Source organism: Streptomyces sp. NPDC055287, assembly GCF_053646035.1.
Genome location: NZ_JBSHNE010000010.1, coordinates 117237 through 134820, shown reverse-complemented (window position 1 = coordinate 134820; position 17584 = coordinate 117237). Strand labels below are relative to the sequence as shown.

Annotated in this window: 18 protein-coding genes; 8 read left to right on the top strand and 10 right to left on the bottom strand. The window is 71.2% G+C overall.

Features of this window, described 5'->3' with window-relative positions:
* The first annotated feature begins 50 nt into the window (after nt 1-50).
* Nucleotides 51-1421 carry an FAD-dependent oxidoreductase gene (locus ACWIHY_RS18175; RefSeq protein WP_454376637.1) on the top strand — a complete coding sequence of 457 codons (1371 nt, stop codon included), beginning with the start codon at nt 51-53 and terminating at the stop codon, nt 1419-1421.
* On the opposite strand, the gene ACWIHY_RS18170 is transcribed toward ACWIHY_RS18175, so the two are convergent.
* The 4 genes from ACWIHY_RS18170 to leuA all read right to left on the bottom strand — a co-directional run bounded on the left by ACWIHY_RS18170 (nt 1412) and on the right by leuA (nt 6422).
* Nucleotides 1412-2077, bottom strand: coding sequence for a response regulator (locus tag ACWIHY_RS18170; RefSeq protein ID WP_454376636.1), 666 nt, complete (start codon nt 2075-2077; stop codon nt 1412-1414). The two genes, ACWIHY_RS18175 and ACWIHY_RS18170, sit on opposite strands and share 10 nt — an antisense overlap.
* Complete coding sequence (locus ACWIHY_RS18165; protein WP_454376761.1) at nt 2074-3603, bottom strand: sensor histidine kinase; 1530 nt, start codon at nt 3601-3603, stop codon at nt 2074-2076. The genes ACWIHY_RS18170 and ACWIHY_RS18165 overlap by 4 nt, the downstream gene beginning before the upstream one ends.
* Before the next feature lie 203 nt (nt 3604-3806).
* On the bottom strand, nt 3807-4502 hold the full coding sequence (locus tag ACWIHY_RS18160; protein ID WP_454376635.1) for a TerB family tellurite resistance protein: 696 nt from the start codon (nt 4500-4502) through the stop codon (nt 3807-3809).
* A 162-nt stretch (nt 4503-4664) separates the two neighbouring features.
* Nucleotides 4665-6422, bottom strand: coding sequence for a 2-isopropylmalate synthase (leuA, locus tag ACWIHY_RS18155; protein ID WP_454376634.1), 1758 nt, complete (start codon nt 6420-6422; stop codon nt 4665-4667).
* Nucleotides 6423-6728: 306 nt separating this feature from the next.
* Here leuA and ACWIHY_RS18150 point away from each other — a divergent pair, with 306 nt between their 5' ends.
* The 6 genes from ACWIHY_RS18150 (at nt 6729) to ACWIHY_RS18125 (ending at nt 11516) form a co-directional block, all read left to right on the top strand.
* A complete protein-coding gene (locus ACWIHY_RS18150) occupies nt 6729-7784 on the top strand; it encodes a M4 family metallopeptidase (protein WP_454376633.1) in 1056 nt (351 codons plus the stop codon).
* A 26-nt stretch (nt 7785-7810) separates the two neighbouring features.
* A complete protein-coding gene (locus ACWIHY_RS18145) occupies nt 7811-8077 on the top strand; it encodes a protealysin inhibitor emfourin (protein ID WP_454376632.1) in 267 nt (88 codons plus the stop codon).
* Between the two features lie 128 nt (nt 8078-8205).
* Nucleotides 8206-8445: a type II toxin-antitoxin system CcdA family antitoxin gene (locus ACWIHY_RS18140; RefSeq protein WP_454376631.1), complete on the top strand. Its 240-nt coding sequence runs from the start codon at nt 8206-8208 to the stop codon at nt 8443-8445.
* Complete coding sequence (locus tag ACWIHY_RS18135; RefSeq protein WP_454376630.1) at nt 8442-8831, top strand: PIN domain-containing protein; 390 nt, start codon at nt 8442-8444, stop codon at nt 8829-8831. Before ACWIHY_RS18140 ends, ACWIHY_RS18135 begins: the two co-directional genes overlap by 4 nt.
* A gap of 58 nt (nt 8832-8889) precedes the next feature.
* The gene (locus tag ACWIHY_RS18130) at nt 8890-10248 is read left to right on the top strand and encodes a GH1 family beta-glucosidase (protein WP_454376629.1); all 1359 of its coding nucleotides are present in this window, start codon (nt 8890-8892) and stop codon (nt 10246-10248) included.
* Between the two features lie 83 nt (nt 10249-10331).
* The gene (locus tag ACWIHY_RS18125; protein ID WP_454376760.1) at nt 10332-11516 is read left to right on the top strand and encodes an MFS transporter; all 1185 of its coding nucleotides are present in this window, start codon (nt 10332-10334) and stop codon (nt 11514-11516) included.
* A gap of 24 nt (nt 11517-11540) precedes the next feature.
* Here the strand turns inward: ACWIHY_RS18125 and era are convergent, their stop codons facing one another.
* From era to ACWIHY_RS18110, 3 genes are all read right to left on the bottom strand, one after another.
* Complete coding sequence (gene era, locus ACWIHY_RS18120; RefSeq protein WP_454376628.1) at nt 11541-12482, bottom strand: GTPase Era; 942 nt, start codon at nt 12480-12482, stop codon at nt 11541-11543.
* Between the two features lie 164 nt (nt 12483-12646).
* Nucleotides 12647-13012 carry a cytidine deaminase gene (locus tag ACWIHY_RS18115; protein WP_454376627.1) on the bottom strand — a complete coding sequence of 122 codons (366 nt, stop codon included), beginning with the start codon at nt 13010-13012 and terminating at the stop codon, nt 12647-12649.
* Between the two features lie 27 nt (nt 13013-13039).
* Nucleotides 13040-13861 (bottom strand): helix-turn-helix transcriptional regulator, encoded by an 822-nt coding sequence (locus ACWIHY_RS18110; RefSeq protein WP_454376759.1) that lies wholly within the window; start codon nt 13859-13861, stop codon nt 13040-13042.
* 156 nt (nt 13862-14017) lie between these two features.
* Here ACWIHY_RS18110 and ACWIHY_RS18105 point away from each other — a divergent pair, with 156 nt between their 5' ends.
* A complete protein-coding gene (locus ACWIHY_RS18105; RefSeq protein WP_454376626.1) occupies nt 14018-15445 on the top strand; it encodes an MFS transporter in 1428 nt (475 codons plus the stop codon).
* 8 nt (nt 15446-15453) lie between these two features.
* On the opposite strand, the gene ACWIHY_RS18100 is transcribed toward ACWIHY_RS18105, so the two are convergent.
* The 3 genes from ACWIHY_RS18100 to ybeY are packed head-to-tail and all read right to left on the bottom strand — an operon-like array spanning nt 15454 to nt 17584.
* Nucleotides 15454-15810 (bottom strand): MmcQ/YjbR family DNA-binding protein, encoded by a 357-nt coding sequence (locus tag ACWIHY_RS18100; protein WP_454376625.1) that lies wholly within the window; start codon nt 15808-15810, stop codon nt 15454-15456.
* Complete coding sequence (locus tag ACWIHY_RS18095; protein ID WP_454376624.1) at nt 15807-17090, bottom strand: hemolysin family protein; 1284 nt, start codon at nt 17088-17090, stop codon at nt 15807-15809. Before ACWIHY_RS18095 ends, ACWIHY_RS18100 begins: the two co-directional genes overlap by 4 nt.
* Nucleotides 17087-17584 carry an rRNA maturation RNase YbeY gene (gene ybeY / locus ACWIHY_RS18090; RefSeq protein ID WP_454376623.1) on the bottom strand — a complete coding sequence of 166 codons (498 nt, stop codon included), beginning with the start codon at nt 17582-17584 and terminating at the stop codon, nt 17087-17089. The genes ACWIHY_RS18095 and ybeY overlap by 4 nt, the downstream gene beginning before the upstream one ends.

Here is a 17584-nt window from a genome sequence, read left to right as displayed (position 1 = left end):
GCCTAGGGTGACGCACGAGACAGTTGTCGCCACCCGAAGGGAAACCCCCCATGCCCCGCCCCCTGAGGGTCGCGATCGTCGGTGCCGGCCCGGCCGGAATCTACGCCGCCGACGCCCTGCTGAAGTCCGACGCCGCGACCGACCCCGGGGTGTCCATCGACCTCTTCGAGCGGATGCCGGCGCCCTTCGGACTGATCCGGTACGGCGTCGCCCCGGACCACCCCCGCATCAAGGGCATCATCACCGCGCTGCACCAGGTCCTGGACAAGCCGCAGATACGGCTCTTCGGCAACGTCGACTACCCGTCGGACATCGGCCTGGACGACCTCCGCGCGTTCTACGACGCGGTGATCTTCTCCACCGGCGCGAGCGCCGACCGGGCGATGGACATACCCGGCATCGGGCTCGACGGCTCCTACGGGGCCGCCGACTTCGTCTCCTGGTACGACGGCCACCCGGACGTGCCGCGCACCTGGCCGCTCGACGCGGAGAAGGTCGCCGTTCTCGGGGTCGGCAATGTCGCCCTGGACGTGGCCCGCATCCTGGCGAAGACCGCCGACGAGCTGCTGCCGACCGAGATCCCGCCGAACGTCCACGCGGGGCTCGCCGCCAACAAGGCGCGCGAGATCCACGTCTTCGGACGGCGCGGGCCGGCGCAGGCGAAGTTCAGCCCGATGGAGCTGCGCGAGCTCGACCACTCCCCGAACATCGAAGTCATCGTGAACCCCGAGGACATCGACTACGACGACGGCAGCATCGCCACCCGCCGCGCCAACAAGCAGGCGGACATGGTCGCCAAGACGCTGGAGAACTGGGCGATCCGGGACATCGGCGACCGGCCCCACAAGCTCTTCCTGCACTTCTTCGAGTCGCCCACCGAGGTCGTCGGCGAGGACGGCCGGGTCGTCGGCCTCCGTACGGAGCGCACGCGGCTCGACGGCACCGGCAACGTCACGGGCACGGGCGAGACGCAGACGTGGGACGTGCAGGCCGTCTACCGCGCCGTCGGCTACCTGTCCGACGAACTCCCCAAGCTGCCCTTCGACTTCACCTCCGGCACGGTCCCGCACGAGGGCGGCCGCGTGATCGAGGCGGGCGAGCACCTCCGGTCCACGTACGTCACCGGATGGATCAAGCGCGGCCCGATCGGTCTCATCGGCCACACCAAGGGCGACGCCAACGAGACGGTGGCGCACCTCCTGGAGGACCACGGCGCCGGCCGCCTGCCGGCCCCCGAGGCGCCGGAGACGGACGCCGTGGTGGACTTCCTCGCGGGCAAGGGCGTCGCGTACACGACGTGGGAGGGCTGGCACCGCCTCGACAGCGCGGAGCGCGCGCTGGGCGCCGCCGAGGGGCGCGAGCGCGTGAAGATCGTCGACCGCGAGGGAATGCTGCGGGCGAGCGCGGCGCCTCAGGACTGAGCGGGACGGACCAGGCCCGACTCGTACGCGACGATGACGAGTTGGGCCCGGTCGCGGGCCCCGAGCTTGCCCATGATCCGGCTGACGTGGGTCTTCGAGGTGAGCGGGCTCAGGCCGAGCGAGTCGGCGATCTCCGTGTTGGTCAGACCGCGGGCGACCAGGGCGAGCACCTGGCGTTCACGGTCGGTCAGGCCGTCGGGGCCGCCGGCCGTCGGGGCTTCGGGGGTGGCCAGGACGCGGGCGATCAGACGGGCGGTGGGGCCGGGCGACAGCAGCGACTCGCCCGCGGCCACCGTCCTGATCGCCGCCAGCAGTTCGGCCGGCCGGATGTCCTTGACGAGGAACCCGGACGCACCCGCGCGCAGGGCCTCCAGGATGTACTCCTCGGTGTCGTACGTCGTGAGGACGAGGACCTTGACGCCCGCCAGGTCCTCGTCGGCGGCGATCAGGCGGGTCGCCTCGACGCCGTCCATCTCGGGCATCCGCAGGTCCATGACGACGAGGTCGGCGCGGGCGGCACGGGCCAGGTCGACCGCCTCGCGCCCCGTGCCGGCCTGGGCGACGACCTCCATGTCGCGGGCGGACTCGACGAGCATGGCGAAGGACGCCCGTACGAGCGTCTGATCGTCGGCGAGCAGTACCCGGATCGGGCTCACGCGGTTGCCTCCTCCTGCCCGGGCGTATGACCGGGCCGATGTGCGGTCCGACGTCCGGACTCATTGCGCAGGTCACGGCCGGGCGCGGCCCCGGGCCGGCCGGGCGTCGCGACAGCAGGCGCGGGCTCGCGGCCGGGTGGCTCGGGTGCGGGCTCGCGACCGGCACGCTGCCGGAGCGCGGCCGCGGGCCGACGCCCGGCCTGGTGAACCGGGTCGTGTCCGGATCCGGTTCCGGCCTGCCGGCCGAGCGGCAGGACCGCCATGACCTCGAAACCGCCCCTGTCCGCGCGCGGCCCGGCCGTCAGCGTCCCGCCGACGCTGCGGGCCCGCTCCCGCATCCCGACCAGTCCGAAGCCGAGGCCGAAGCCGAAGCTGCCCGCGCCGTCGGTGCCCGGCGTCCCGGGGCCGCCGTGAACCGGGAGACCGGCACCGCCCGCACCCGGAGTGCCGCTGCCGGGCGCCGGGTTGTCCGTCGCGGCGGTGGCGCCGTCATCGGTGACCGTCACCCGCAGGGCGCCGTCCTCCCCGGCCACCACCTCCACCCGCACCCGTACGTCGGGGCCCGCGTGGCGTACCGCGTTGGTCAACGACTCCTGCACGATCCGGTACGCCGCCGCGGCCACCGCCGGGCGCAGCTCCGGTGTCCGTACCGTCAGGCCGACTTTCGCCCCGGCCGTCCGCGCCGCCCGTACGAGCGCGGGCAGCGCCGCCAGGTCCGGGAGCGGGCCGTCCGCCCCGGCCTCCCCCGTTCCGTCGGCGCGCAGCACCTCCAGGGTGGTGCGCAGCTCGCCCCGCGCCGTACGGCAGGTCTCCGCGATGCCGTCGAGCGCCTTGGCGACCGCCTCCCGGTCCAGCCGGTCCGGATCGGCGACCAGGATGTGCGCGGCGACCGACGTCTGGACGCCGATGAGCGTGATGGAGTGCGCCAGCAGGTCGTGCAGGTCGCGGGCGATGCGCAGGCGCTCCTCCGCGACCCGTCGCGCGGCTTCCTCCTCGCGGGTCCGTTCGGCGCGTTCGGCGCGCTCGACGGTCGCGGCGATGTACCGCCGGTGGGTCCGCACCGCGACCCCCAGGACGATCACGGCGAGGATCCACCCGGAGTTGCCCAGCAGCTCGAGACCCTGGTGGGCGTTGAGGGTGAACATCACCGACACGGCGACGGCCACCACCCCCGAGCCGATCAGCACCGTCCGCAGCGGTCTGCCGGTGACGGCCATCGTGTACACGGCGATCAGCGAACCCGGCACCGGTGCGGCGTGGTTGTAGTCGAGCCCGTGGTACGTCCCGACGGCCGCCACCACCGCCAGCAGTACGGGCACGGGCCTGCGCCGCCGCCACGCCAGCGGCAGCGTGCTCGCGGCGAGCAGCGCCCAGCCGTACGTGTCCAACCTGCGCCCGTCGTCGATCAGGAGCGCGAGCGCGACGGCGAGCGCACCGGTCACGGCGGTGATCACCGTGTCGGTCCGCTGCCGGTGCGGTGCTCGCACCGGGTCCCGCCGCAGGGCGGCGAAGACCCGTTCGGACATCAGGGGCACGCTCTCATCCTCCGGTACGGGCCGGTTCCGGGACACGGGGTTGGCGAAAGCGGCCCGTGCCGGTCACCAGGTGTTCCCAGTCCTCGCCAGAGTCCCATCGCGGGACGGCCGACTCGTCGCACGCACGGGCGAGATCAGCGGTACTGCCGGGGGCGGTACGCGGCTCCCTTACTCCCTGGGGAGTACCGGAAGGATCAGGAAGGTGTACGCGCCGTCGCGAGCAGCCGGGTGGTGTCGTCCGGGCGGATCAGCAGTGCGCCGCCGACGATCGTCAGCACCTCGCGCTCGGCGGGGCTGTAAGGGCCGTCGGCGAGGGCGATCCTGGCGCCCTGGAGCAGGATCGATTCGCGGCCGGCCGGCGCGAGGTGCGGGGCCAGCGGTTCGAGAGCCTCGTGCAGTTCGATGGCGAGCGCGGCGCCGCAGGGCTCGGAGGTCCCTTCGTACGCCCCCGGCAGGCGCCCGGTGTCGGCGGCGAGCGCGTCGATGAGGGTGGTGAGCTGGTCCTCGGTGCAGTCGTCGAACCCGGCGGCGCGGACGGCCGCGACGGCGGTGACTCTGACCGTACGGGAGGACGTGCCGCCCGCGGCGAGGACGGCGAGGGCGACGGTGTGGACGGCGTCGCGGAGCATCGCGGAGAAGCGGACGGTGGTGGGGCGGTCGAGCGCCTCGGTGCCGAAGTGGGTCTGGCAGGCCGCGCATTCGACGACCGGGCCGACGTATCCGCGCGGCAGCAGCGGGACGCCGAGGACGGTGAAGCGCCTGCGGCCCGTGCGGCGCCGGTAGTTGCGGTCGCCGCCGCAGTCCGGGCAGAAGAAGTCACCGTCGCCGACGGTGTTCCAAGCGGTGCGAATGCCCCATACGCATTGTTTCCGCCCTCGGGCTGTCCGCACGTCGCACCTCCGTAACGCTCCGGCAACACTGCCGCGGTTGCCGTGATGTTAGCCACATCCGTGATGTCGCGTCAGCACCCTGTCGGAGCGAGAGATACGGGAAACGCCGGGCGTGGCCGAAAATCAGCACGCCCGGCGCTTCGGAACCGGAGCCCCGGGGTCTTAGCGCGTGGCCCTGTTCACGGCCGAAACGACCGCCTTCAGCGACGCGCGCGTGGTGTTGGCGTCGATGCCGATGCCCCACAGCACCTTGCCGTCGATGGCGCACTCGATGTACGACGCGGCCTGGGCACTCGCGCCCTCGCTCATCGTGTGCTCCTGGTAGTCCAGCAGCCTGGCGTCCACGCCGACCGCTCCCAGGGCCTCGAAGAAGGCCGAGATCGGGCCATTGCCCGTGCCGGTCAGCGCGGTGTCGACGCCGTCCACGACCGCCTCGACGGTCAGCGTGTCCTGGCCGTCCGTGTCGGTGGTGGTCTGGCCGGAACGCAGCTGGATCCGCCCCCACGCGTTCTCGGAGTTCGGCAGGTACTCGTCCTGGAAGACCGACCAGATCGCCTTCGGCGTGACCTCGCCGCCCTCGGCGTCCGTCTTGGCCTGGATGATCCGTGAGAACTCGATCTGCATGCGGCGCGGCAGGTCCAGCTTGTGGTCGTTCTTCAGGACGTACGCGATGCCGCCCTTGCCGGACTGCGAGTTGACCCGGATGACGGCCTCGTAGGAACGGCCCACGTCCTTCGGGTCGATCGGCAGGTACGGCACGGCCCACTCGATGTCGTCGACCGTCTTGCCGGCGGCGGCCGCCTCGGCCTCCATGGCGTCGAAGCCCTTCTTGATGGCGTCCTGGTGGGAGCCGGAGAAGGCGGTGTAGACCAGGTCGCCCGCGTAGGGGTGGCGCGGGTGGACCTCCATCTGATTGCAGTACTCGCTGGTGCGGCGGATGTCGTCGATCTGCGAGAAGTCGATCTGCGGGTCGACGCCCTGGCTGAACAGATTCATGCCCAGGGTGACCAGGTCGACGTTGCCGGTGCGCTCGCCCTGCCCGAACAGGCAGCCCTCGATGCGATCGGCGCCCGCCATGATCGCCAGCTCGGCGGCGGCGACGGCGGTGCCGCGGTCGTTGTGCGGGTGCACCGACAGGCAGATGTGCTCACGCCGGGACAGATTCCGCGACATCCACTCGAAACGGTCCGCGTGCGTGGACGGCGTCGAGCGCTCCACGGTGGCGGGCAGGTTGAGGATGATCTCCCGGCCCTCCTCCGGCTGCCATACGTCGCAGACGGCCTCGCAGACCTCCAGGGCGAAGTCCAGCTCGGTGTCGGTGAAGATCTCCGGGCTGTACTGGTAGCCGAAGACGGTCTCCGGGCCCAGCAGCTTGTCGGCGTACTCCACGACCAGCCGGGTGCCGTCCACCGCGATCTGCTTGACCTGCTCCTTCGAGCCGCGGAAGACCACGCGACGGAAGGTCGGCGCGGTGGCGTTGTACAGGTGCACGGTCGCGCGCCGCGCGCCGACCAGCGATTCCACGGTCCGCTCGATCAGCTCTTCGCGCGCCTGGGTCAGGACGGAGATCGTCACGTCCTCGGGGATCGCGCCCTCTTCGATGATGGAGCGTACGAAGTTGAAGTCCGTCTCGCCGGAGGACGGGAAGCCGACCTCGATCTCCTTGTAGCCCATGCGTACGAGCAGGTCGAACATCTCGCGCTTGCGGGCGGGGCTCATCGGGTCGATCAGGGCCTGGTTGCCGTCGCGCAGGTCGGTGGACAGCCAGCGGGGCGCCTTGGTGATACGGCGGTCCGGCCAGGTGCGGTCGGGGATGTCCACGGCCTCGTACTTGCCGTACTTGTGGACCGGCATCCCGGACGGCTTCTGCAGCTGCGTCGCGTTGGTGATCGGCGTGGGGCGGCCAACAGGGGCGTTCATCGCGTAGGGCTCCTCGGTGTCCTGCAAAGGGGACGGCCGACGGTGTCGCTGCAGCACCAGACTCCGCGGGGAGGGGGTCGGCCTGGAACTACAGACCCTCGCCGCGGCAGCTAAGGAGAAGCAGCCCGTAACGCATGATGTGCCGCAGCCTAGCCGAGGGAAGCCGGAATTGCCGGTCCCGTATCAGTATGCGGGACTGCCCTGTTGGTAACGGGCGAGTAACGGGCGAAAGTGATTCTTCACTCGATTTCATCAATCATGGTCGCAAGTAGTGACAGTCATGTGACCCAGTGCCACATTGCCGCCATGAAGGCCACCCATCCCGTGTTCTGCACCATCGTGCCGCCCCACGTCCTCGACAAGCTCGCCCGGGCCGACGATCCGGCGCTCGCCCGCCCCGCCCGCCGGACGCTCGAGGCGGACGCCGCGCAGCGTACCCACCGTCGGCTGACCACCGTCCTCGGTGCCCCGTCGGCCGCCCCGTCGGCCGCCGCCGACGGCAGGCCGCACCGCACGCTCTACGACGCGCAGCACCGCCAGGTCCTGCCGGGCGTCGAAGTACGGGCCGAGGGCGACGAGCCGGGCCAGGACGCGACCGTCAACCGCGCGTACGCGGGTCTGGGCGCCACCTTCGAGCTTCTCCTCAAGGCCTTCGGGCGCGATTCCGTCGACGGGAACGGCCTGCCCCTCGTAGCGAGCGTCCACTACGGCGAGAACTACGGGAACGCCTTCTGGGACGGCGAGCAGATGGTCTTCGGCGACGGCGACGAGATCTTCCGCGACTTCACGCTCCCCGTGGACGTCATCGCCCACGAGCTGGCCCACGGCGTGACGCAGTACACGGCGAACCTCACGTACTTCGGCCAGCCCGGCGCGCTCAACGAGTCCGTGTCCGACGTCTTCGGCTCGCTGGTCAAGCAGTACGTCAACGGGCAGACCGCCGACCAGGCCGACTGGCTGATCGGCGCGGGCCTGCTGACCGAGCGCGTCAGCGGGGTGGCCCTGCGCTCCATGAAGGCGCCCGGCACGGCGTACGACGACGACGTGCTCGGCAAGGACCCCCAACCCGCGACGATGGACGACTACGTCCGCACCGGCCGGGACAACGGCGGTGTCCACATCAACTCCGGCATCCCCAACCGCGCCTTCTGCCTGCTCGCCACCGCCCTCGGCGGAAAGGCGTGGGAGGGGGCGGGGCAGATCTGGTACGACACGCTGACCGGCGGGAGCCTCCGGGTCGACGCGAGCTTCGCCGACTTCGCGCGGGCCACCGTGGCGGCCGCACAGGTCCGTTTCGGTGAAGGCGAGGAGATGGAGGCTCTGCTGAAAGCGTGGTCCCAGGTCGGGGTGCCTACCGGCTGAGCCGTATCCGTACTAGAACGGGAACCATGCGAATTGGGGTACGGCGTACGGGCGGATTTGCCGGGATCGAGCGCTACGCCGAGGTGGACACCTCCGGGCGGTCCGACGCGGGTGCGTGGCACGCCCTGGCCGAGGAGGCGGTGGCCTCCGGCCGGAGCACGCCGCCCATCGGCGTACCGGACGGATTCAGCTACCAGATCACGGTCGACGGCAAGACCGTCTACTGCGCGGATCCACGGCTGACCGAGGCACAGAGCCGGCTGATCTCACAGGTCTTGAAGGAAGGGGCCTGAAGGATAGGGACCCGCACTCCGCCCCGGCCGACGCTGGGACGGACTCGAGCCGACCGGGCCGGCGACGCGGGAGCGCCCGCTGGTGCTCCTGGAGGACGACGGAGGCCATACCGCAGTATGGTAGCTGTATGGCCTCCAAAAAGATCACCATCTCGCTCCCCGAAGAGCTCGTGGCCTCGGCTCGGGAGCTCACCGACAACCTGTCCGGTTACGCGGCGGAAGCCCTCGCCCGCAGGATCCGCAATGACCTGCTCGGCGAGGAACTGCGCCGGTACGAGCGAGAGCACGGCGCCTTCACCGACGAAGAGCGCGCCCGGGCCGATGCGCTGCTGCGCGGCGCCTCCGCTCCGCGAGAGGAAGCCGCGTGACGGCCCTCGTCCTGGACTCCCAGGGCTTGTCCGCCTGGATCACCGACGACCGGTTCGCAACCGCGCTCATCGACTCGGCGCACCGCAGCGAGACAGACCTTGTCATCAGCGCCAACACGATCATCGAGGTCACGCACGCGAAGACCGACCTGGCCCGGCTGAGCTGGCTGCTCTCGCGCATCAAGGTGGAACCTGTCACCGAGCACACGGCGAAGGCCGCGGCGCGGCTGCTCAAGGACGCCGGGCTGCACGGCCACAAGTACGCGATCGACGCCACCGTCGCCGAAGCGGCCCTTCGGCAGTCGGGTCCGGTCACCATTTTGACATCGGACGTGGACGACATGACGAAGCTCTGCGGCGGCCGGGTCCGGCTCATCGCCGTCTGACGGTTCCGCCCACCCACTCCCCATTGACAGGGTTACCGGCGGTACCGAGCATCGCTGCATGACGACGCCGCCGCCGCACCCGCTGCCCCGATTCCCTGCCGACTTCCTCTGGGGCGTGTCGACTTCGGCCCATCAGATCGAGGGCGCGTTGGACGAGGGCGGGCGCGGGAGGTCCTCGTGGGACGCCTTCGCCGCCGAGCCGGGGCGGATCAAGGACGGTTCGGACGCGTCCGTGGCGACCGATCACTACCACCGGTATCCGCAGGACGTGGCGCTCATCAGGGACCTGGGCGTCGGGGCGTACCGGTTCTCGGTGGCCTGGTCGAGGGTACTGCCGGAGGGCGTGGGGGCGGTCGGCCAGGCGGGGCTCGACTTCTACGACCGGCTCGTCGACGAGCTGTGCGCGGCGGGCGTGCGTCCGGTGCCGACCCTCTTCCACTGGGACACCCCGCTCGTCCTGGAGGAGGCCGGTGGCTGGCTGGAGCGGGACACTGCCCACCGGTTCGCGGAGTACGCCGATGTGGTGGCCGCCAGGATCGGTGACCGCGTGGACCGCTGGATCACTCTCAACGAGCCCGCCGAGGTGACGTTGCTCGGGTACGGGCTCGGGCAGCACGCCCCCGGCAAGCGGCTGCTCTTCGACGCGCTGCCCGCCGCCCACCATCAGCTCCTGGGGCACGGTCTCGCCGTACAGGCGCTGCGGGCCAGGGGCGCCGGCAGCATCGGGATCGCCAACTCGCACGGGCCGGTGTGGGCGGTGTCCCGGAGCGACGAGGACAGGGGCGCGGCGGACTTCTACGACCTGCTGCTCAACCGGCTGTTCGCCGATCCGCTGCTGCTCGGGCGGTATCCGGACGGGATCGCCGAGATGCTGCCGGGTCCCGTCGCCGAGGACCTGCAAGTCATCGCGGGGCCGCTCGACTGGTACGGGATCAACTACTACCAGCCGACGCTGGTCGGAGCACCCGATCCGGACGCGCCCACCGACTTCGCGGGCATCGGGATACCGCCGGAGATGCCCTTCTCCGTCCGGGCGATCGAAGGCTATCCACGGACGGCCTTCGACTGGCCGGTCGTCCCGGACGCGCTCACCGAGCTGCTGACCTCCTTCCGTGAGCGGTACGGCGACCGGCTCCCGCCCGTCGTCATCACCGAGAACGGCTGCTCGTACGACGGCCTGGACGACCGGGAGCGGATCACGTTCCTCGACGGCCACCTGCGGGCGCTGCACCGGGCGATGGAGGCGGGCGTCGACGTACGGGGCTACTTCGTCTGGTCGCTGATGGACAACTTCGAGTGGGCCGAGGGGTACGCCCAGCGCTTCGGCCTCGTCCACATCGACTACGAGACGCTGGCCCGGACGCCCAAGGCGTCGTACCGCTGGCTGCGGGACGCGTTGCGCGGGCAGCGGGCGTGACGACCGCGGGGTCCGCGGGCGAGGCCGCCGGAGCCGTCCCTGCTCTCGTGGAACCCACGGTCCCCGTCGGACGTGGCTGGACGATGTCGCTGTCCCTCGCCAACGGGGCGGTCTGGGTCGGCTGGTTCGGCCCCCTCCAGATCCTCCTCGCGCTCCAGGCGGCGGAGCTCGCGCCGGCCGGCACCTCGAAGGAGACCGTGCTGGCGTGGGTCACCGGCATGGGCGCGGCCGTGGCACTGGTCGCCAACCCGCTGTTCGGCGCGCTGTCGGACCGTACGACCTCACGATTCGGCCGCCGTACGCCGTGGATCGTGGCCGGGGCGGCCGGCGGGGCGGCGGCGCTCGTACTCCTGGCGGCCGCTTCGAACGCCGCCGTGATGGCGCTGGGCTGGTGCCTGGTCCAGCTCGGCCTCAACGCGGCCTTCGCCGCCGTCACCGCCGCCGTGCCCGACCGGGTGCCGCGCCTGCAGCGCGGGGCGGTCGGCGGCAGGCTGGGCGCGGCGCAGATGCTGGGGGTGGTCGCCGGGACGGGCCTGGCGACGCTCGCGGGCGGGATCACGGCCGGGTACGCGGCGTGCGCGGTGTTCACGGCGCTGGGAGTGCTGCCGTACGTACTGCGTCACAAGGATCTGGTGCTGGCCCCGGGCGACCTGCCGCCGTTCGCGTGGCGGCCGTTCCTGGCCGACTTCTGGATCCCGCCGCGCCACCATCCGGATCTGGCGTGGGCCTGGCTGACCCGCTTCCTGATCAACCTCGGCAACTCCATCGCGCTGCTCTACCTGCTCTACTACCTGCGCGACGAACTGCGTCACGGCAGTCCGCAGGACGGCGTTCTCGTCCTGACGGCCGTCAATGGGGCTCTGCTGCTCGTCACGGTCGTCGTGGGCGGGGTGTGGTCGGACCGTACGGGCCGCCGCAAGCCGTTCGTGCTGTGGGCGGGCGTCCTGATGGCCGGGGCCACGGCGATGCTCGCGTACTGGCAGACATGGACGGGCGCGCTGGTCGCGGCGGCGCTGCTCGGGGTCGGCTTCGGCGTCTTCACGTCGGTCGACTTCGCGCTGATGACGGAGGTGCTGCCGGCCGCCGCGCACCGCGGCAAGGACCTGGGCGTCATCAACATCGCCAACTCGCTGCCCCAGGTCGCCGCCCCCGCCGTGGCCGCCCCGGTCGTCACGCACCTGGGCGGCTACACGACGCTGTACCTGGTCGCGGCGGGGATGGGGCTGGCGGGAGCGGTACTGGTGACGCGCATCCAGGGCGTGGACTGAGTCGCCCCGGCACGTACGCGGGGCTCAGAAACCGAGCTTGCGCAGCTGCTTCGGGTCCCGCTGCCAGTCCTTGGCGACCTTCACGTGCAGGTCCAGGAAGACCGGCGTGCCGAGCAGGGCCTCGATGTGCTTGCGCGACTTCGTGCCGACGTCCTTCAGGCGCTGGCCCTTGGGGCCGATGATGATGCCCTTCTGGCTGGGGCGCTCGATGTAGACGTTCGCGTGGATGTCCAGGAGCGGCCTGTCGGCCGGGCGGTCCTCGCGCGGCAGCATCTCCTCGACGACGACCGCGATGGAGTGCGGCAGCTCGTCCCGTACGCCCTCGAGCGCGGCCTCGCGGATCAGCTCCGCGACCATCACCATCTCGGGCTCGTCGGTGAGGTCACCCTCGGGGTAGAGCGGCGGGCTCTCGGGCAGCAGCGGGATCAGCAGGTCGGCGAGGAGCGAGACCTGGAGGTCGCCGACGGCGGACACCGGGACGATCTCCTGCCACTCGAAGCCGAGCTCCGTGGCGAGCTGGTCGACGGCGATGAGCTGCTCGGCGAGCTGCTTGGAGTCGACAAGGTCGGTCTTGGTGACGATCGCGATCTTCGGCGTCTTCTTGATACCCGCGAGTTCCTTGGCGATGAACTTGTCACCGGGGCCGAGCTTCTGGTCGGCGGGCAGGCAGAAGCCGATCACGTCGACCTCGGCCCAGGTGGTGCGTACGACATCGTTGAGACGCTCGCCCAGCAGCGTGCGCGGCTTGTGGAGGCCGGGGGTGTCGACCAGGATCAGCTGCGCGTCGGGGCGGTGCACGATGCCGCGCACCGTGTGGCGCGTGGTCTGTGGCCGGCTGGAGGTGATGGCGACCTTCTGGCCGACCAGAGCGTTCGTCAGGGTGGACTTGCCCGCGTTGGGGCGGCCGACGAAGCAGGCGAAGCCGGCCCGGTGGGGGACCTCGGAAGACTGGGTGCGAGCGCTCATGCGTGCCATTCTCCCCGATGTACGCCGTCGGCCCGACCAGTGCGGCCCGGGGGCGGCCCTGCGGGGCTTCCCCCTGCCCGCCCCGGGCCCCGCTCCTCGAACCCCGAAGGGGTGGGGCAGTGCCGCTGAGCGGGAAGTTCCCCGCTCAACAGGCGCTCGGCCGGTCAGCCGCCCGCGGTGACGCTGACCCGCAGCTCTCCGTCCGGTCCCGCCACCAGCACCGGCGTCTGCGCACCTCCCAGGTCCCGTACCGCCGCCCGGTCCTCCTCGGACGCCGTGGCCGCCTCGGTCACGACCGCCGCCGCCTCCAGTGACTTCGCGCCGCTCGCCACGGCCATCGCGACAGCGGTGCGCAGGGCGCTGAGCCGCAGGGAGTCGAGCGCGACGGTACCGGCGACGTACGTGCGGCCCGTCTCGTCCCGCACGGCCGCCCCCTCCGGCACCCCGTTCCGCGCCCGCGCACTGCGCGCCAGCGTGATGATCTTGCGGTCCTCGGGGTCGAGTGCGGTGCTCGGCGTGGTCTCAGTCATGCCCCGAGCATAGGGAGCGGTCACCGCTCAGCCCGCGACCGGGTACATCGAACCGCGCCGCCCCTCGGGCGACGCCAGCCACTCCAGCTTCGCCGCCGTGTCCGCCTCCGGAAGCGCCGTGTGCAGCACGATCGTCAGATCGGGGCGGGCCGGCACCCGCAACTGCGTCGACTCCACGACGAGCGTGCCGACGACCGGATTTCCCATCTCCTTGCGCACCTGGCCACCCGGCGCGATGTCCCGCCGCTCCCACAGTCCGACGAACTCCGGCGAGAGCTCCTTCACCTCGTCGACGACCGCGCGGAAGCCCTCGTCGTCCGGCCGCTCCGAGCACGCCGCCCGGAACTGCGCCACGACGAGCGGCGCGTTCTGCTCCCAGCTCTTCGCCCTGGAGCGGTAGATGGGATCGGTGAAGAAGGCGACCAGGCAGTTCTGGGTGATGCCGGGACGCATGCCCAGGACCGCGCCCGCCGCGTCGTTGTACATGATCGTGTTCCAGTACGCGTCCATGATGTGCGCGGGGTACGGCATCCACGCGTCGATCAGCCGGCGCAGCCCGTCGCACATGTCGGCGTTGCGCGGATCGACCTCCGGCGCGGGCGGGTTGAGCCCGGCCAGGACGTACAGATGACGGCGCTCCGCGCTGCTCAGCCGCAACACCCGCCCCACCGAGTCGAGCACCTGCGGCGAGACGGTGATGTCCCTGCCCTGCTCCAGCCACTGGTACCAGGAAACGCCGACGCCCGCGAGCACCGCGACCTCCTCCCGGCGCAGTCCGGGCGTACGCCGCCGCGCGCCGCCGTCCGGAAGTCCCGCTTCCGCGGGGCTGATCCGGGCCCGTCTGCTCATCAGGAACTCGCGCAGTTCGCCGAGTCGGTGTCGCTTGAGATCGACCGGTGTAGCCACGCGCTCCACGTACTCCCCCTGTCCGGCTGCCTGGTGCTGGCACCAACAGGATAAGTTCCCGCTCCCCACGGCTGTTCCGGCCGCCGCAGGGTGTCCACCATGGCCCTAGACACCTCTGCCCCCGGCTCCCCCGGCCCCACTTCCACCACACCCCCGGCGACAGCGCCCGCGAAGCTCTCCGGGCGCGCCAGGATGATTCTCTTCGTGCTGTGCGCCGCCCAGTTCATGGTGGCGCTCGACTTCTCCGTACTGAACGTGGCGCTGCCCGTCCTCGGCAAGGACCTCGGCATGAGCCGGTCCGCGCTGCAATGGGCGGTCACCGCGTTCGCCCTGCCCTCCGGCGGATTCCTGCTCCTCTTCGGCCGCGTCGCCGACCTGTACGGGCGCCGCAGGCTCTTCCTCACCGGCCTCGCCGTCTTCGGCGCGGCCTCCCTCCTCGCGACCTTCGCCTGGGACCCGGCGTCCTTCCTGGCCGGGCGCGCGCTCCAGGGGCTCGGCGCGGCCGTGATCGTGCCGACCGGCATGTCGCTGCTGACCACCACGTTCCCCGAAGGCCCGCTGCGCGACCGGGCGCTGGGCATCAGCGGCACGCTGCTCTCGCTCGGCTTCACCGTGGGCATGGTGCTCGGCGGCGTCATGACCGACACCCTGGGCTGGCGCTCGACGATGGGCCTGCTGGCCGTCGCCGCCGTGGTCGTGCTCGTACTGGCGCCGGCTCTCCTGTCGGAGTCCCGCCACCCCGAGCGCCCGCGCCTCGACGTCCCCGGCGCGGTCACCGTCACCGGCGGTCTGCTCGCCCTGATCTACGCCCTGTCGACCGCGGCCGAGCACGGTTTCGGCGGCGCCGACGTACGCGTGACCCTGGTAGCGGGCATCGCTCTGCTCGCCGCGTTCGGCTACGTCGAGTCCCGCGCCGCGGCGCCCCTCGTCTCCCTGCCGATGCTGCGGCGCCGCACCGTGGCCTGGGGCAACCTCGGCGGGCTGGTCACCTTCTCGATGATGAGCACGGTCGTCTTCGTCCTGACCCTCTATCTCCAGGAAGTGCTCAACCTCTCCGCCTTCCTGACCGGTCTGGTCTTCGGCGTCCAGGGCGCGCTGTCCGCCGTCGCCGGCCTTTACGCCCCGAAGCTCATCGGCCGCATCGGCGCCCGGCGCACCCTCGTCGGCTCGCTGCTCGGCCAGGGCCTGTTCGTCGCCGCCCTGCTGGGCATCGGCACCGGGTCCGGCGCGCTGCTGGCGACCGCGGCCGTCTCACTGGCCAGCATGTGCCACCTGGGCGCGATCATCTCGTACGGGCTGATCGTCACGTCCGGGGTGCCGGACGAGGAGCAGGGCCTGGCCACCGGTCTGGTCACGACGACCCAGCAGGTGGGCCTCACGGTCGGCATCCCGCTGCTCGGTGTGCTGGCAACGACGCAGGGCGCGCTCTTCGACGGCGTACGCACGGTCCTCGCCGTGGACGTGGCGATCGTGCTGGTCGCGGCGGTGCTGGTGGGTGCGGGTCTGCGGACCCGGCGCGGCGCCTGAGCCCCGGGTCAGGCCCGGTCGAGCCGGAGGCGTTCCGCCTTGGGGAGGCCGGCCACCACCAGGTCGTACGAGTCCTCGACGAGCTCCCGGACCATGCGGTCCGGGAGCTGCCCGTCGGCGGTGACCGTGTTCCAGTGGCGCTTGTTCATGTGCCAGCCGGGGACGATCTCCTCGTGCTCCTCGCGGAGCTGGACCGCGATCTCCGGCTCGCACTTCAGGTTGACGGTGAGCGGGTCGGAGTCCAGGGCGCTGAGCGCGAAGAGTTTCCCGAGCACCTTGAAGACGGATGTTTCGGGGCCGAAGGGGAACTCCTCCGTCGCCGCGTTGAATTCCAGACAGAACGCCCTGAGCTCCTGCGGCGTCATGCCGCCTCCTTCTCCTCGGGCTCGACGAGTACCGTGACGATCTTGTTCCGGCGGCCTGCCGGGGACTCCGCGGTCAGGCGCAGCGTGCGCCCGTCGGGGAGGTCCACCGTCGCGGACGCGCCCGCGATCGGCACCCGGCCGAGCGCCTTGGCGAGCAGTCCGCCGACCGTTTCCACGTCCTCGTCGTCGAACTCGTCGAAGCCGAAGAGCTCGCCGAGGTCGCCGATGTCGAGCCGGGCGGTCACCCGGTAGCAGCCGTCGTCCAGCTCCTCGACCGGCGGCAGTTCGCGGTCGTACTCGTCCGTGATCTCGCCGACGATCTCTTCGAGGATGTCCTCGATGGTGACGATGCCGGCCGTGCCGCCGTACTCGTCGATGACGACGGCGACGTGATTGCGCTCCTGCTGCATCTCGCGCAGCAGGTCGCCCGCGTTCTTCGTGTCGGGGACGAAGACGGCGGGGCGCATCGCGGTCGAGACCAGGTCGGACTCGGAGTCGCGGTTGATGTGCGTCTTCCTGACCAGGTCCTTGAGGTAGACGATGCCGACGATGTCGTCCTCGTTCTCACCGGTCACCGGAATGCGGGAGAAACCGGAGCGCAGGGCGAGGGTCAGGGCCTGGCGGATCGTCTTGAAGCGCTCGATGGAGACCAGGTCGGTCCTGGGGACCATGACCTCGCGTACGAGCGTGTCGCCGAGCTCGAAGACGGAGTGCACCATGCGGCGCTCGTCGTCCTCGATCAAGGACTCCTGCTCGGCCAGGTCGACCATCGCGCGCAGCTCGGCCTCGCTGGCGAAGGGGCCCTTGCGGAAACCCTTGCCGGGGGTGAGCGCGTTGCCGATGAGGATCAGCAACTGCGGGATGGGGCCCATGACACGGGCGAGCGGCAGCAGGACGTACGCCGACGCGGTGGCCGTGTTCAGCGGGTGCTGGCGGCCGATGGTGCGCGGCGAGACGCCGACGGCGACGTACGAGACGAGGACCATCACCGCGATGGCGACGGTCAGTGCCTCCCAGGTCTCGTCGAACTCGCGCACGCAGGCGTACGTGACGAAGACGCCGGCGGCCATTTCGCAGGCCACCCGCATCAGGAGGGCGACGTTCAGGTACCGGGTCGGGTCGGACGCGACCTGCGCCAGCTTGGCGCTTCCGCGCCGTCCCGACCGTACGGCCTCCGCGGCCCGGAAGCTGGAGACCCGGGCGATGCCCGCCTCCGCGCAGGCCGCCAGCCAGGCGACCACGACCAGGAGGACCGCGCCCGTGATCAGTTGGGCGGTCATGAAACGGTCGGTGCGGGAGACGGGCCGGTGAGGCCCTTCTCCGATCGCCAGCCGTCGACGATCGCCGCCTGGAGGCCGAACATCTCGGCCTTCTCGTCCGGCTCCTCGTGGTCGTAACCGAGCAGGTGCAGCACCCCGTGGACGGTCAGGAGCTGGAGCTCCTCGTCCATGGAGTGCTGTGTGTCGGCTTCCTCACCCTGCTTCTGGGCGACTTCGGGACAGAGCACGATGTCACCGAGGAGCCCCTGCGGGGGCTCCTCGTCGTCCTTCTTCGGCGGACGCAGCTCGTCCATCGGAAAGGACATGACATCGGTCGGGCCCGGGAGGTCCATCCACTGGATGTGGAGCTGCTCCATGGCGGCCGTGTCCACGACGATCACCGACAGTTCGGAGAGCGGGTGGATCCGCATCCGGGCGAGTGCGTAACGGGCGATGTCGAGAATCGCCTGCTCGTCGACCCCGGTGCCGGATTCGTTGTTGACGTCGATCGACAT

Excerpts from the sequence above, each read along its gene's own strand:
- ACWIHY_RS18125 (WP_454376760.1), top strand. The coding sequence starts at position 10,332 with ATGTCGCTGTCCCTCGCCAACGGGGCGGTCTGGGTCGGCTGGTTCGGC.
- ACWIHY_RS18110 (WP_454376759.1), bottom strand. The coding sequence starts at position 13,861 with ATGAGCAGACGGGCCCGGATCAGCCCCGCGGAAGCGGGACTTCCGGAC.
- ACWIHY_RS18130 (WP_454376629.1), top strand. The coding sequence starts at position 8,890 with ATGACGACGCCGCCGCCGCACCCGCTGCCCCGATTCCCTGCCGACTTC.
- ACWIHY_RS18140 (WP_454376631.1), top strand. The coding sequence starts at position 8,206 with ATGGCCTCCAAAAAGATCACCATCTCGCTCCCCGAAGAGCTCGTGGCC.
- era (WP_454376628.1), bottom strand. The coding sequence starts at position 12,482 with ATGAGCGCTCGCACCCAGTCTTCCGAGGTCCCCCACCGGGCCGGCTTC.
- ACWIHY_RS18100 (WP_454376625.1), bottom strand. The coding sequence starts at position 15,810 with ATGACGCCGCAGGAGCTCAGGGCGTTCTGTCTGGAATTCAACGCGGCG.
- ACWIHY_RS18165 (WP_454376761.1), bottom strand. The coding sequence starts at position 3,603 with ATGTCCGAACGGGTCTTCGCCGCCCTGCGGCGGGACCCGGTGCGAGCA.
- ACWIHY_RS18105 (WP_454376626.1), top strand. The coding sequence starts at position 14,018 with ATGGCCCTAGACACCTCTGCCCCCGGCTCCCCCGGCCCCACTTCCACC.
- ACWIHY_RS18175 (WP_454376637.1), top strand. The coding sequence starts at position 51 with ATGCCCCGCCCCCTGAGGGTCGCGATCGTCGGTGCCGGCCCGGCCGGA.
- ACWIHY_RS18150 (WP_454376633.1), top strand. The coding sequence starts at position 6,729 with ATGAAGGCCACCCATCCCGTGTTCTGCACCATCGTGCCGCCCCACGTC.
- ybeY (WP_454376623.1), bottom strand. The coding sequence starts at position 17,584 with ATGTCGATCGACGTCAACAACGAATCCGGCACCGGGGTCGACGAGCAG.
- ACWIHY_RS18115 (WP_454376627.1), bottom strand. The coding sequence starts at position 13,012 with ATGACTGAGACCACGCCGAGCACCGCACTCGACCCCGAGGACCGCAAG.
- ACWIHY_RS18145 (WP_454376632.1), top strand. The coding sequence starts at position 7,811 with ATGCGAATTGGGGTACGGCGTACGGGCGGATTTGCCGGGATCGAGCGC.
- ACWIHY_RS18095 (WP_454376624.1), bottom strand. The coding sequence starts at position 17,090 with ATGACCGCCCAACTGATCACGGGCGCGGTCCTCCTGGTCGTGGTCGCC.
- leuA (WP_454376634.1), bottom strand. The coding sequence starts at position 6,422 with ATGAACGCCCCTGTTGGCCGCCCCACGCCGATCACCAACGCGACGCAG.